Consider the following 13,682-nt stretch of genomic DNA (forward strand, 5'->3'; position numbering starts at 1 on the left):
CAAGGAACCCGCTCTTAGGCCCCATTCTCGACGCCCAAGGGGACTAAGCGCGGGTTCCTTGAGCTGCCGTCGAAGAAACGGTACCTTCGCTGCCGACGCGCGCCGCGGATAGGACCCCTATAGAGTCCGCTTCAAAGGAAGAATCCACCCAAAAAGACACCTTGAGCGCAGCGCCATACAAGAGGCGCCGCCCCACAGGGAGGCGGCGCCAACCAGATACGTATGATGTGCGCCGGCAGCACGGGCTACCTATCGCTGCCCCAACCGAACGGAGGCCGCGAGCCAGAAAACTGCCGCTACATGACCTGCGAGACGTAGACCACGTTGGTGGAGACCTCGCTGTCGCGGAGCTTCACCGGGATGGCCGGGTCGCCGGCGGTAACCACCACGAGGTCGTCCTGCTTGACGATGCCCGTCATCTTGGCCTCGACCACAGCGTTGTCCACCACGTAGGCGATGCTGCCCACCGAGCGGCCGGAGAGGATGGGCTCGACGCCCCAATAGATGGTCATCTTGCGCACGGCCCAATCGTTGGGCGTCACGGCCTGGATGGGAAGCACCGGGCGGAAGTTGGAGACCAGACGTGCCGAGCGACCGGAGTTGGTGGGCGTGAGGATGGCCTTGGCACCCACGTTGAAGGCGGTGGTCACTGCAGAGAGGCCCACGGCGGCGTTGACCTTGTTGCGGCCGGGCTCGAGCGCCTCAAAGTCGAGCGGCTTATGCTCGGGCATGGTGGCCTCGGCGATGAGCGCGACGTTGGCCATCATCTTCACGGCCTCGACCGGGTACTTGCCGGCCGCGGTCTCGCCGGAGAGCATCGTGGCGTCGGTGCCGTCGCTAATCGCGTTGGCGACGTCGGTGACCTCGGCGCGCGTCGGGCGCGGGTTACGGATCATGGAGTCGAGCATCTGCGTGGCGGTGATGACCGGCTTGCACGCGGCGTTGCACTTGGAGATGATCTCCTTCTGGATGACCGGGCAGACCTCAGGCGCAACCTCGACACCCAAGTCGCCGCGGGCGACCATGATGCCGTCGGAGACCTTGAGGATGTCATCGAAGTGATAGACCGCGAGCGCGCACTCGATCTTGGGAATGATGCTCACGTGCTCGCCGCCGTTCTCGTCGCAGAGGTGGCGGATCTCCTTGACACCCTCGGCATCGCGCACAAACGAAGCGGCGATGAAGTCGATGCCCTCGGAGAGGCCGAAGAGGATGTCGGCACGGTCCTGCTCGGTGATGGTGGGAAGCGACAGCTTGGCGTTGGGGACGTTGACGCCCTTCTTCTCGCCCAGCTCGCCACCGTTCTGCACGGTGCAGCGGATATCCTGGCCGTCGATCGAGTCGACGGTGAGGCCGATGAGGCCGTCGTCGATGAGGATGGTGCCGCCCACGCCGACCTCGCGCGGCAGCTCGAGGTGATCGAGGTAGAAGTGCTCGGCAGTGCCCTCAAGCTCCTCGGAGGTCTCAGCGGCGGTAACCGTGACCTGCGAGCCCTCGGCGAGGGTGACCTTGGCGTGGTCCTTCAAGAAGCCGGTGCGGATCTCGGGGCCCTTGGTGTCGAGTAGGATGCCGACGGGGATGCCGAGCTCGCGGGAGATCCGCTTGACGCGCTCCATGCGCTCGTGATGCTCCTCGTGGCTGCCATGACTAAAATTAAAGCGGGCGACATTCATGCCCGCCTTGATCATCTCGCGCAAAATGTTCTCGTCATCGCAAGCCGGACCCATGGTGCATACGATCTTGGTGCGCTTGTTCATGCATCCTCCCAATCAAACGGAGTGTCATACCTTATACCAGTGTACCGAGTTAACGCCCCTCGCGGGGCGTCAACTTTTACAATTTGAGCTTCAGCACAAGGGTTTACGTCGGTGATACGCTGCGCTTACACGCACGAAGCAATAATATGCTTGATTTCGCCATCATTTCTCCCCGGTCGCGGCACTGCCAAAACCTGCCCATCAGCGCGACGCGCGCTCAAAGGGACAGGCGGTGCATACATCCGCCCTTCTCACCAAAGCGAACATAAAACTGAGCCCCAGGCTTCTCGTTGCGAGATTTCCGGCAATGCTCTTCGTGATACGCCGCGATCTGGAATATAGCCCTCATCCCGCGCCGTTTTGAAGCCTCGCCTGCGCGGCCGAGCGCGACCACCATGCGTTCCGCCAGCTCGTTCGAGGACAGCCGGTTCGTGCGAGCATTCGACGGCACCGTCCATGAGCTGCTATGTGCACAACCTACGCAATCAGCATGCGGAACCGGTGGGCGGCAAACAAGAAAGGCCGGGCAAAACCACACCGGCAACAGCATGGTTTTGCCCGGCCGCCTTTTGGTGCCAGGAATATGCACAGGGCCGTCCCCCTCGCCGTTTCGGGCACCTCAATGGACCCACCGGCGCTCATGGGCACAACGCCCTCGGAGACACGCAGTGTTACGCGCGGCCGACCGAACCGAGGTTCTCCATGCGGATCTTCACGATCTTGGTGATCTCGGCCATGCCCGCCTGACCCGGCTTCTTGGGGTCGAAGCACGTGGGGTTCTCGGCCATGTAGGCCATGAAGCCCTTCGTAAAGGCCTGGCGGAGCTCGGTGGCGTAGTTGACCTTGCAGATGCCGTTCTTGACGGCCTCGGCGACCTGCTCATCGGGCACGCCGGACGTGCCGTGGAGCACAAGCGGCACGTCCACGGCGGCGCGGATGGCCTTCACGACATCCTGCTCGATGTGCGGCTCGGCGGTGTATACGCCGTGCGAGGTGCCGACGCCGATGGCGAGCGAGGTGCAGCCGGTGCGCTCGACGAACTCGCGGGCCTCGTCCGGGTCGGTGTAGGGGCTCTCGCCCTCAACCTCGACGTCGTCCTCCTTGCCGCCGACCTTGCCGAGCTCGGCCTCAACGGGCACGCCCATGGCGGCGCCGGCATCGGCGACGAGCTTGGTGAGGGCGATGTTGTCCTCAAAGGTCTCGTGGCTACCGTCGATCATGACGGAGGTGTAGCCGGTGCGCAGGGCCTTCATGCAGCGGTCGTAACCGTCGCCGTGGTCGAGGTGAAGCGCCACGGGCACCGAGGTGCGCTCAGCGGCGGCTTTGACCATGCCGTAGAAGTAATCGAGGCCGGTCATCTTGATCGTGCCCGAGGTGGTCTGCATGATGACGGGGGACTTGGTCTCCTCGGCAGCAGCGAGGACCGCCATAACAAACTCGAGGTTCTCGACGTTGAAGGCGCCCACAGCGTAGTGGTTCTTCTGCGCGTCGAGCAGCATCTCCTTGGTGGTAACGAGCATCTTGCCCATCCTTTCGTAACGCCCCGCGTGTACGATCGCGGGTATTCGCCTGCCCCTATTCTAGGCAACAGAGCACCGTGTAACTGGCTCAAATTGGTAGTACCAGCTGGATACGCCGCCAAACGTCTTGGCGAGATGCCAGCCGACGACTCTTGGCGAGGTGCCAGCCGACAACGCCGCCGGGCCGCCCGTGCACCCGCCCAAACACGAGCGCTTAGAGCTCGTTGACCTGAATGGCGTTGTACACCTCGTCCCAGCGCTCGATTACCAGATGGCCCGTCTGGGGGTCCATGGCGTTGAGCTTGCCGCACGCGTTGCCGCAGCGCAGCACCGTGTCATCGTCGGCGTCGCGCGCGATGGCGTGGGCAAAGCCGGCGATGGTGGAGTCGCCCGAGCCCGTCGCATTCACAGCGGGGATGTTCGGCATGATCACGCGGTAGCCGCGGCCCTCGTGGAACGCAACCGCGCCGGCGCCGCCCATGGTCACCACGACCCAGGGGATGGACGCAAAGCGCGTGTCGGCCTCGAGCGCGGCCTTGAGCGCCGGCAGGTCGTCCGGCGTGAAGCTCGTGCTCAAAAGACCGTTGATCTCGGTGAGGTTGGGCTTGATGAGGGTGGGCTTGACCTCGGCGTTGAGCGCGGCATCGAGCGCAGCGCCCGAGGTGTCCAGAAGCACCGGCTTGCCAGCGGCGGCTGCCGTAGCAACCATGCCTGCATACGCATCTGCGGCGACGCCCTTGGGCAGGCTGCCGGAGATGGTCACGCAGTCGGCCTGCTCGACCAGCTCGGCATAATTGGCGAGAAACGCCTCAAGCTCCTCGGCCGAGACCTCGGGGCCGCTCTCGAGCAGCTCGGTCTGGTTGCCGTCGTGGAGGATAGCGACGCAGGTACGGCTCTCACCCGCGATGGGCGTGAAGCGGTGCGGGATGTTGTCGGCGTCCATCAGGCTGCCGAGGTACGCGCCCGCATGTCCACCAAGGAGACCCGTCGCAAGCACGTCGTCGCCCAGCTGAACGAGCACGCGGCTGACGTTTAGGCCCTTGCCGCCCGCGGTCTTTTTGGGCACAACGCGGTTCACGTCGTCGATGATGAGGTGGTCGAGCTGATACGCCGTATCGATCGACGGGTTCATAGTAACGGTCAGGATCATGTTTCCTCCTTGGTGGAAGGTCTGGCGACTATCCGATTGTACCGCGCCGTACGGACCAATCGGGGCCCCATCATCGGTCACGACGCGTTCCTCCATGCGATCGTTAGTCGTGATACTCGCCGCGATCCCACTTCTCAATAAACTCGTCAAAGAAATGCGGGTCTGCCTGCGCTTCAGCGTCTGCCTTGTTCACAGCGTCAAGTTTGGCCACCAGCGCATCGTGCTCAGGCGTGGCCTCGTAGCCCTCCTTGAGGAAGGCGAGCATGATGTCCGCCATGAGGAACTCGCCGGTGATCTTGCCGCCAAAACCCACAACATTGGCATTGAGGCAACGGCGGGCGTAAAGGGCGCTCGTCATATCGCGAACGAGCGCGCAGCGGGCGCCCGGCACCTTGTTGACCGAGTTGGTGATTCCAATACCGGTGCCGCAGAGCACCACGCCCAGATCGGCGCGACCACTTGCCACGGCCTCGCCTACGGCCTTGCCGTAAATGGGATAATGCGTGCGGGTGTGGCTATAGGTGCCGCAATCAAGCACCTCGTAGCCCGCCTCTTCGAGACGATCGTGAAGATAGGTCTTCTCGTCGGTGACGATGTGGTCGCACCCCAGTGCGATGATCTTCTTGGTCATGATGCGCCCCTCCCCTTACGCCATCTTGTTGAGCATGTCGACACGGATCTGGTGGCGGCCGCCGGCGTAGTCGGCCGCGAGGAACTCGCGGGCGATCTTCTTGGCAACCTCTGTACCCACCACGTTGGGGCCCATGCAAATCATGCGCGAGTTGTTGTGCTCACGCGTCATATAGGCGCTGCGCTCATCGGAGATGTTGGCGGCGACCATGCCCTTCACGCGCGTGGCTGCCATGTAGCTGCCCACGCCGTAGGCGTCGAACGCGAAGCCGAGCGAGCCCTCGTGTGCGATAAGGTCGTGGGCAACCGCCGTCGCCGCATCGACGAAGTCGGCGGCGGGCGCCTCGGAAAGGTCGACGACCTCGTGACCATCGGCCACGAGCGTCTCTTTAATGATGTTCTTGAGGGGCATGCCCTCGGCATCGGAACCTATGACAACTCTCATGTGATCCTCCTTGGGACGACGCGCGTGCGCGCGCCCGACGATCTTGTTCAGTAGTCTGTGGCATGCCGCGCATTCCGGGCAGATGCGCGAGACGAGCCTCCCGGCGCGACCGCCGGGGCGCTCTTGCACCACATTGTGTATTCAAACACATTCGAACAGTTATCTCAAGTATATTGTGCGTTTATAATCAGAATTACCGTTCATCGGCAGATATCTACCGTTCATAGTTGTTCGTTATTTGTTGAACGAACAGTTTTCAGAATACATGGTACTGTGGTTACGTCCTCGCCCGCCGACACTGCCCGGAAACCGAGCGGGCCAAGGGACTCGTCTAGAATCGCACGGTGCACACGCACCCTTACGCCAGGAGGAACCATGGCAACCAAACAGGAAATCTCAATGATCGGCTTCGAAATCGTCGCCTATGCAGGCGATGCCCAGACCGATCTCATCGCCGCCCTCGACGCCGCGCGCACGGGCAACTTTGAGGAGGCGGAGCGTCTGCACAAGCAGGCGAGCGACGAGCTTATCGGCGCGCATGATACGCAGACGAAGCTCCTCTCGCAGGAAGCGGGCGGTGGCGAGATGGACGTCACCTTTATCATGGTGCACGCGCAGGACACGCTTATGACGACCATGATGCTCGAGAAGCAGACGCGTTTCATGATCGACGAGTACCGCCGCATCGCCGCCCTGGAGGCGAAGCTCTCCTAACGGAACTCCCCTAGCCCCTAAACACGCATCCGAGAAGCGGGCCCCGCCGTGTGCATACGCACAGCGGGGCCCGCTTCTCGGATGCGTGTTTAGGGGCTGATATGTAGACTATCCTGTCAAGAGCCAAAACCGTCCCCGCCCGTGTTTCGCGGGCGGGGACGGTCTCTCTATATCCGTATCCGATCCGGGGCGGCGGCGCGGCGGAGAGCCGGCTGGCTTCAGCGAGCTCCAGTCTGACATCCGCGCGTCGAGGCGCATTCCGATCCATCCGGCGCGGGGCGCCCGCTTCTCTAGTACCGCGCGCGGCCCGAGGGCCGCGCATAGCCGGTCCGCGGTTCTCCCCATCGCCCGCCGCTGCCGCCTCCCCGGCGGTTGTCGGCCCTCGCAGTTGGCGAGGGCCCAGACGAAGCCGGCGAGCTCGCGCGCCGCCTCCTGCCCCGGCGTGGGGCAGAGGCGCTCCACGGCGTTCCCGACCGCGAGCATCCTGGAGAGGAACGCGGCGTCCCTCTTGTCGGTCTTCACCCGGTCCCCGGACGGCTTGAACATCTTGCTCACCGCGCCCACGCAGGTGGGCAGCCCGAGTCCGTCGAGCGGGCGCGTACGTCGAGGCCGATGCCGGCGCGATAGATCATGGCTGGGACCTCCTATGACTTGTGGCGGGCCTGTCCTGCGACTCGAGCCCAACCCACGTCGCCGCAGATGCGGCCTTCGATTCATAGAGAGAGGTCCCAGTCGCTCTCTACATATCTTCTAGTCGGAGCGCCGAAGAGCCGTGTTCGCTCAGCCGGCGGCGCCCCCGCACTGCCCGCCGGATGGATCGGGCTACTGCAGGACCTCCGTGTACTCGGACAGCTGCCGCAGGGCCTCAGGGGCTATCGTCTCATCGGTAATGAGAGCGTCGAGCTTGATGAGATGGTAAAACGAGAAGAAATCGCGCCTTCCCACCTTGCTCGCGTCAGCCACCAGGTAGCGGGCGTCCGCCTTCTCGAAGGCGAGCTCTTGGAAATGCCCCTCCTCGGCGTTGGAGGTGGAGACCTCGCCGTCGTAAATTCCGTTGGCGCCGATGAAGGCGATATCGAGCCCCAGCTTGCCGATGGCGTCCTCAGCGAGCGGTCCGACGAAGGCGCCTGTCCGTGGGCGATACATCCCGCCGATCAGGCAGAGGTCATACCCCGCGCTGCCCTCCAGCCTGTTGAACACCGAGAGCGAATTGGTAACGATACGGAGGCGGCAGGCAGGCAGGAGGGGAACCATCTGCTCCACCGTCGTCCCCGTACCCAGAAATACCGTCGAGCCCTCCTCGATGAGCGACACGGCGCGCGCTGCGATGGCGCGCTTCTGCGCCGTGTTGCGATCGCGCTTCTCAGAATGGCTGTACTCTTGGCGCAGCATCGAGTGCCGGCGCGCACCGGCGCTGCGGGCGCCGCCGTGGACGCGCACGAGCTCGCCGGAGCTTGCCATCTCCTCCAGATCGCGCCGTACGGTCATCTCCGAGACGTCGAGCTGAGCGGCGATATCCTTCACCGACGCGGATCCGCGCTCCTCAACAAGGCGCTTGATGCTGTCCTGTCGCTCCGCTTTTATCATAGGTTCCCATCCATCCTCTGTTGCTCTGAACGCAGCGCCCGAGCTCGCGTAAAGGTAAGCGCGCGGCTGCGGAGACATTGTGCGGCACGGCACCTTCTTGCAAGTTGGTTGGCACACACAACGCCGTCACCGGTCTCGTCTCGGCAAGGCGTACCCCTCGGAACCGATCCATTATATGCATACGTTGCCATCGTTCATTATCATACCCGACCGTCAGGTTTCTCTGATGATATGCGTTCGTTCTGTTCGATTACCGCCCATTACCCGTTTGCTGCATAAATACTACCGTTCATAGATGTTAGTTATTGTTTATTTTGCTATATACTCACACGCTGGTAACGTGCTCTTAGAAGAACAGCGCTCATCTTTCCGAGCACCCAACCGCTCTGCTTCTCCCAGGGCGCACCTAGGTGCGCGTCGGATGGGGCGGGCACGCATCTGCACCTGTTTTTCGCAACGCAAATTGGCGTGCGGTTCACGTCTCGCAGCCGCGGCATAAGCCGCATAATGGAGAGAGGATGCGCAGCCATGCCCACCTGTTGGAGGACCCCATGATAGAAGTATCTTCGTTCGGTACCGCGGCGGGCGGCACGCCCGTTTGCGCCTACACGCTCACAGCAGCGAACGCGCCCGTAAGCGTACGCGTCATGGACTTTGGTGCCACCATCCTCGGCATCACCTGCCCTGACGCGCAGGGCAACGTCGCCGACATCGTGCTCGGCTTTGACGCGCTCGAGGGCTACTTCGACAACCCCGCCTGCTACGGGGCGACCATAGGCCCCGTAGCCAACCGCACAGCGGGGGCCTCGCTCGACATAGCCGGCGAGACGTGGCACCTTGTTGCCAACGAGGGCCCGAACAACCTGCACACCGACCTCGTCCACGGCCTTCACAAGCGCGTGTGGGACGCGGCGGTCGACGAGGGCGCCAACCGCGTGACCTTTACCTGCCGGCTCGCCCATGGCGAGCTCGGGCTGCCGGGCGAGCGCACCGTCACGGCAACCTACACGCTTGATGCGGACGGCGCGCTCACCCTCACCTATCGCGTCGATACCGACCGCCCCACCTACGCGAACATCACGAACCACACCTACTTCAACCTCGCGGGGCATGCCGCGGGGAGCGTCCGCGAGCAGCGGGTCGCCGTGCACGCCGTTCGCTATCTGCCCGTGCGCGAGGATTCCGTCTCCGCGGGCGAGATCGCCCCTGTTGAGGGGACGCCGTTCGACCTTGCCGCCGGTGCGGCGCTCGGCTCCGGCCTCGACGCAGACGACCTGCAGATTGCCCGCGGGCATGGGTACGACCACTGCCTCTGCGTCTTTGGCTTCGAGCCCGGCGCGGCGCCGCGGCCCGCGCTCGATGCGGTCGACCCGGCGAGCGGACGCACTCTCAGCATCTGCATCACGCACCCCGGAGCGCACCTCTACACCGGCAACTGGCTCGGCGACGGCCCCGCGCTCACCAAAGACGGCGCTACGTACGGCCCGCAGGCGGGCTTTGCCTTTGAACCTGAGTACTACCCCGACGGCGTGCACCATCCCGCGTGGCCGCAACCCGTCTGCACGCCCGACCACCCCTACGAGGAGTCCATCGTCTACCGCTTCGGTATAGCCTAGCCGCCAAACCAGTCCCACCCGGGACCGAGAAAGGAAGGAAACCATGTCAGACTTCACGCAAGCACCCGAATTCGCCCGCGCGCGAGCGCTCTTTGAGCAGGAGTTCGGCACGCCCGCGCCGGACGCCCGCCAGCTCGCCGTCTACGCCCCCGGCCGCTCCGAGATCGCCGGCAACCACACCGACCACGAGGGCGGCCACGTCATCGCCGGTGCCGTCAACGTCGCCGTCTTCGGCATCGCCGTCGCCAACGGCACGAACAAGATCCGCATCGCCGACGAGGGCTTCCCCACCTTTGAGATCACGCTCGACAACCTCGATCCCGTAGAGGAGGAGAAGGTCACCTCGCAGAGCCTCGTACGCGGCATGGCGCGCGCGCTCGCCGACACGGGCCGCACGCCCGAGGGTTTCGACTTCTCCTTTGTCTGCACCGTTCCCTCCGGTGGCGGCCTCTCCAGCTCCGCCGCGGTGGAGGCCGCGTACGGCCGCGCCATGGAGGCCCTCTGGCCCGGGCGCGCCATCACGCCGGTCGAGCTCGCCCAGATGAGCCAGATGGCCGAGAACCGCTACTTCGGCAAGCCGTGCGGCCTTATGGACCAGCTTGCCGTGTGTCTGGGCGGCCTCGCCTACATGGACTTCCGGGAGAGCGAGCCTAAAACCGCCAAGCTCGACTTCGACTTCGACGCAGCAGGCTATGCGCTCTGCCTCGTCAACGTGGGCTGCGACCACAGCGCCTTCACCGACGACTACGCCGCGGTGCCGGTGGAGATGCAGCAGGTTGCCGCCGAGTTTGGCGTGAATCGCCTGTGCGAGGTCGATCCGGCCGTCTTTGACGAGGCGCTGCCGGCGCTGCGCGAGAAGCTCGGCGACCGCGCGGTGCTGCGCGCCATCCATTATTGGTATGAGAACGACCTCGTCGACCGTCGTTGGGACGCCCTGAACGCCGGCGACATCGACGCGTTCCTCGCGCTCACGCGCGACTCGGGCGCGAGCTCGGGCATGTTCTTGCAGAACGTCTCCACCGGAGGCTCCTACCAGCCCGCGATGCTCGCCCTCGGCATGGCCGAGCGCCTGCTCGATGGCGAGGGCGCCATCCGCATCCACGGCGGCGGCTTTGGCGGCTCCATCCAGTGCTTCGTGCCGGTGGAGAAGGTCGATGGCTTCATCGCGCAGATGAACGCGTGGCTCGGCGAGGGCGCCTGCCGCCACTACCTCATCTCCGAGGAAGGGGCGTGCGCGCAATGGCTGTAACCGACGAGGTGATCGGCGCGACCACCGCGGCGCTTGCCGACTACGCCTACCTGACGGGCATGATTGACGCCGCCGACCGCGTCTGGGCCTACAACACGATCCTGGACGAGATGGGAGCCGAGGGTCCGGCGCCCGCCGAGGGATGGGTCCTTGCCGAGCCCGCGGCGGACGACGGGTTTGACCTCGACGCCGCCCTCGCGGTGCTTGCCGAGGCCTCCGCTGCGCACGGACGCGTAGAGGACACCGCCACCGGCCACGACCGCGCCGCCATGCGCGTTATGGGCGCCCTCATGCCCCGGCCCTCCGCCATCGCCGCGCGGTGGGAAGCCCTTCGCGCGAGCGACGGCCCCGCAGCCGCGACGGACTGGTTCTACCGCCTCTGCTGCGACGCGGGCTACGTGCGCCGCAGCGCCATCGCCAAGAACATCGCCTGGAAGACGCCCACGCGCTGGGGCGACCTCGAAATCACCATCAACCTCTCCAAGCCCGAGAAGGACCCGCGCGATATCGCCCGCGCCGGCGCCGCCAAGAACACGGGTGAGAAGTATCCCGCCTGCCAGCTCTGCATCGAGAACGAGGGCTACTCGGGCCGTGGCGCTGCAAGCCCTATGGGCGACCACCCCGCACGCCAGAACCTCCGCATCGTACCCATCGAGCTCGGCGGCGAGCGCTGGGGTTTCCAGTACAGCCCCTACGCCTACTTTAACGAGCACAGCATCGCCATGAGCGCGCACCACCGGCCCATGCATATCGACCGCGCCAGCCTGACGTGCCTCCTCGACTTTGTCGATACGCTCCCCCACTACTTCATCGGCTCCAACGCCGACCTGCCCATCGTGGGCGGCTCCATCCTCTCGCACGACCACTTCCAGGGCGGCGCGCACGAGTTCCCCATGATGCACGCCGAGGTCGCCCGAGCCTTTACCATGCCCGGATTCGAGGATATCGAGGGTGCCGTGCTCACTTGGCCGCTCTCGGTCCTGCGCCTGCGCGCCGACGACCGCGCGCGGCTGCTCGACGCCTGCGTGCACGTCATCGACAGGTGGCGCGACTGGACCGATGAGGAGGTCGGCGTCATCGCCCGCACGCCGGACGGCACGCCCCATAACACGGTGACGCCGGTCATCCGGCGCGTGGATACCGAGGGCCGCGTGGGCGGCGAGCGGTATGAGGCGTACCTCGCGCTGCGCTGCAACATCACCAGCGAGGAGCATCCCCTGGGGGTCTTCCACCCGCACGCGGAGTACCATCACATCAAGAAGGAGAACATCGGCTTGATCGAGGTCATGGGCCTGGCCATCCTGCCCGCACGCCTGAAGACCGAGCTCGCGGCCGTGGGGGCGCGCTTGCGCGCCGCCGCGCAGGCCGGAGCGGCTCCCGCTGACGTGCTCGCCGCACTCGAGGCCGACCCCGCCTGCGCCTCGCACGCCGCATGGGCCCGCGAGGTATTCGCCCGCCGCAGCGACGAGCTCGCAGACGGCGACGTGGACGCGATCCTGCACGAAGAGGTCGGCGCCGTCTTTGGGCACGTGCTCGAGGACGCCGGCGTCTACAAGTGGGACGAGGCCGGTCGGGCGGCACAGCAGCGCTTCATCGACGCACTGTAGCCCGCACCGCCTTGCCAGGGCGCCTACTTACCGCAAAAGGCACGGGACCAAATGGGTCCCGTGCCCTTCTTGTTACCCAGCGCGCCGGCCGTGCGGCAGCGCTCGGCCGGACGATACCTGTATCCAGCCCTAAGCGGTGACCGACACGCCGTTCACATACGTGTCGTTAAGGGTCATATCGCCGTTGAAGATCGTGAGGTCGGCGTTGCGACGCGGCTTAATGAAGCCCACCTTGTCGTCGATTCGCGCCGAGCGCGCCGCGACCTCGGTCGCCATGCGGATGGCCTGCTCGGCCGTCACGATCTGCCAATCGACCATGTTCTTCACGCCCTCGGCGAGCGTGAGCACCGAACCGGCGATGGAGCCGGTGGTGCCGTCCTCGTTGCGCAGGTAGCACAGGCCGTCCTTCATGACAACGGGCAGGCCGCCGGACATATAGTCACCCTCGGGCATACCGCCGCAGCCGAGGCAGTCGGTGATAAGCACCGTATGATCCCAGCCCTTGGCGGTGACGAGCGCCCTGATGGCGGCGGGCGTCACGTGGCGCCCATCGCAGATGATCTCGGCATAGGTGCCGTTCGTCGTCATAGCTGCGCCCACCACGCCCGGATCGCGGTGATGCAGGCCGCGCTGACCGTTGTAGGTATGCACAAAGCAGCTCGCACCCGCGTTGACCGCCGCGAGCACCTCGTCGTACGTCGCATCGGAGTGGCCGATCGATGTCACGACCCCCATCGCATCGAGTGCGGCGCAGTAGGCGGCTGCCCCGTCGCGCTCGGCGGCAAGCGCGCTCTTAACGATACGGCCGCCAGCCCTCTCCTGCCAAGCAGAGAACACGTCCACATCGGGCTCGATAAGGTACACCGGATTCTGGGCGCCCACGTGCTTCATCGTGAAGAAGGGGCCCTCGAGGTAGATGCCGCCGATGTGCGCACCGACAAAATCCGCGTCGCGCGCCTCATCTGCCGCGGCGATAGCGGCACAGGAGTCCGCAATCTGCTCCACCGACTCGGTAAACGTCGTAGGCAGCCAACAGGTCGTGCCTCGGCGCGCGAGTTCGATGCTCGAGAGGTTGATGCCCTCCGCCTCACGGTCGGTCGTCGCATGGTTGTAGAACCCGTGGATATGCGTATCGACAAGGCCCGGACCGACGATGCAGCCCGTGTAATCGCGAACCTCGCAGTCAGGCTCCTCGGCGCTCCACGCACCGAAGACGCCATCCTCGATCGTAAGGTAGCCGCCCTGCATGGTGGCACCGGGAAGAACGAATCGATCGGCTTTGATCGCAAACGTGCTCATGGATGTGCTCTCCTTACTCTTGCGGCGCCCCCGCGCGGACGCCGGTTGACACTCTACCTGCTAGATACCCTGCACCCTTCCGCATAAACCGATGCCCGCCCGCCGTGG

The 13,682-nt window shown here is 64.9% G+C and carries 11 protein-coding genes; 4 read left to right on the plus strand and 7 right to left on the minus strand.

What is annotated here, in order from left to right; translation table 11 throughout:
• Positions 1–296 precede the first annotated feature (296 nt).
• The 5 genes from pyk to lacA all read right to left on the minus strand — a co-directional run bounded on the left by pyk (position 297) and on the right by lacA (position 5,502).
• On the minus strand, positions 297–1,757 hold the full coding sequence (gene pyk / locus B5F70_RS09955; RefSeq protein ID WP_164476617.1) for a pyruvate kinase: 1,461 nt from the start codon (positions 1,755–1,757) through the stop codon (positions 297–299).
• A gap of 671 nt (positions 1,758–2,428) precedes the next feature.
• Positions 2,429–3,277, minus strand: coding sequence for a class II fructose-bisphosphate aldolase (locus B5F70_RS09960; protein ID WP_087205417.1), 849 nt, complete (start codon positions 3,275–3,277; stop codon positions 2,429–2,431).
• A gap of 214 nt (positions 3,278–3,491) precedes the next feature.
• Entirely contained in the window at positions 3,492–4,427 is a 936-nt protein-coding gene (locus B5F70_RS09965) for a hexose kinase (RefSeq protein ID WP_087205418.1), read from the minus strand.
• A 103-nt stretch (positions 4,428–4,530) separates the two neighbouring features.
• On the minus strand, positions 4,531–5,058 hold the full coding sequence (gene lacB / locus B5F70_RS09970; protein WP_087205419.1) for a galactose-6-phosphate isomerase subunit LacB: 528 nt from the start codon (positions 5,056–5,058) through the stop codon (positions 4,531–4,533).
• A gap of 15 nt (positions 5,059–5,073) precedes the next feature.
• Complete coding sequence (gene lacA / locus B5F70_RS09975) at positions 5,074–5,502, minus strand: galactose-6-phosphate isomerase subunit LacA (protein WP_087205420.1); 429 nt, start codon at positions 5,500–5,502, stop codon at positions 5,074–5,076.
• A gap of 375 nt (positions 5,503–5,877) precedes the next feature.
• Between lacA and B5F70_RS09980 the strand changes: the two genes are divergently transcribed.
• Complete coding sequence (locus B5F70_RS09980) at positions 5,878–6,216, plus strand: PTS lactose/cellobiose transporter subunit IIA (protein ID WP_087205421.1); 339 nt, start codon at positions 5,878–5,880, stop codon at positions 6,214–6,216.
• A gap of 822 nt (positions 6,217–7,038) precedes the next feature.
• On the opposite strand, the gene B5F70_RS09990 is transcribed toward B5F70_RS09980, so the two are convergent.
• The gene (locus tag B5F70_RS09990; RefSeq protein ID WP_087205423.1) at positions 7,039–7,803 is read right to left on the minus strand and encodes a DeoR/GlpR family DNA-binding transcription regulator; all 765 of its coding nucleotides are present in this window, start codon (positions 7,801–7,803) and stop codon (positions 7,039–7,041) included.
• A 551-nt stretch (positions 7,804–8,354) separates the two neighbouring features.
• Between B5F70_RS09990 and B5F70_RS09995 the strand changes: the two genes are divergently transcribed.
• From B5F70_RS09995 to B5F70_RS10005, 3 genes are read left to right on the plus strand one after another with little or no spacing between them, the layout of a single operon-like run.
• Entirely contained in the window at positions 8,355–9,419 is a 1,065-nt protein-coding gene (locus B5F70_RS09995) for an aldose epimerase family protein (RefSeq protein ID WP_087205424.1), read from the plus strand.
• Positions 9,420–9,462: 43 nt separating this feature from the next.
• A complete protein-coding gene (locus B5F70_RS10000) occupies positions 9,463–10,668 on the plus strand; it encodes a galactokinase family protein (RefSeq protein WP_087205425.1) in 1,206 nt (401 codons plus the stop codon).
• On the plus strand, positions 10,659–12,275 hold the full coding sequence (locus B5F70_RS10005) for a UDP-glucose--hexose-1-phosphate uridylyltransferase (protein WP_087205426.1): 1,617 nt from the start codon (positions 10,659–10,661) through the stop codon (positions 12,273–12,275). The genes B5F70_RS10000 and B5F70_RS10005 overlap by 10 nt, the downstream gene beginning before the upstream one ends.
• A 129-nt stretch (positions 12,276–12,404) precedes the next feature.
• On the opposite strand, the gene nagA is transcribed toward B5F70_RS10005, so the two are convergent.
• The gene (nagA, locus tag B5F70_RS10010) at positions 12,405–13,574 is read right to left on the minus strand and encodes an N-acetylglucosamine-6-phosphate deacetylase (protein WP_087205427.1); all 1,170 of its coding nucleotides are present in this window, start codon (positions 13,572–13,574) and stop codon (positions 12,405–12,407) included.
• Positions 13,575–13,682: the final 108 nt, after the last annotated feature.

The sequence above is a fragment of the Collinsella sp. An268 genome (genome assembly GCF_002159765.1).
In the GTDB taxonomy this organism is placed as follows: domain Bacteria; phylum Actinomycetota; class Coriobacteriia; order Coriobacteriales; family Coriobacteriaceae; genus Coprousia.

What these genes read in the sequence shown, in the direction of transcription:
- B5F70_RS09990 (WP_087205423.1), bottom strand. Translation starts at nt 7,803, where the DNA reads ATGATAAAAGCGGAGCGACAGGACAGCATCAAGCGCCTTGTTGAGGAG.
- nagA (WP_087205427.1), bottom strand. Translation starts at nt 13,574, where the DNA reads ATGAGCACGTTTGCGATCAAAGCCGATCGATTCGTTCTTCCCGGTGCC.
- pyk (WP_164476617.1), bottom strand. Translation starts at nt 1,757, where the DNA reads ATGAACAAGCGCACCAAGATCGTATGCACCATGGGTCCGGCTTGCGAT.
- B5F70_RS09980 (WP_087205421.1), top strand. Translation starts at nt 5,878, where the DNA reads ATGGCAACCAAACAGGAAATCTCAATGATCGGCTTCGAAATCGTCGCC.
- lacB (WP_087205419.1), bottom strand. Translation starts at nt 5,058, where the DNA reads ATGACCAAGAAGATCATCGCACTGGGGTGCGACCACATCGTCACCGAC.
- B5F70_RS09960 (WP_087205417.1), bottom strand. Translation starts at nt 3,277, where the DNA reads ATGCTCGTTACCACCAAGGAGATGCTGCTCGACGCGCAGAAGAACCAC.
- B5F70_RS09995 (WP_087205424.1), top strand. Translation starts at nt 8,355, where the DNA reads ATGATAGAAGTATCTTCGTTCGGTACCGCGGCGGGCGGCACGCCCGTT.
- lacA (WP_087205420.1), bottom strand. Translation starts at nt 5,502, where the DNA reads ATGAGAGTTGTCATAGGTTCCGATGCCGAGGGCATGCCCCTCAAGAAC.
- B5F70_RS10005 (WP_087205426.1), top strand. Translation starts at nt 10,659, where the DNA reads ATGGCTGTAACCGACGAGGTGATCGGCGCGACCACCGCGGCGCTTGCC.
- B5F70_RS10000 (WP_087205425.1), top strand. Translation starts at nt 9,463, where the DNA reads ATGTCAGACTTCACGCAAGCACCCGAATTCGCCCGCGCGCGAGCGCTC.
- B5F70_RS09965 (WP_087205418.1), bottom strand. Translation starts at nt 4,427, where the DNA reads ATGATCCTGACCGTTACTATGAACCCGTCGATCGATACGGCGTATCAG.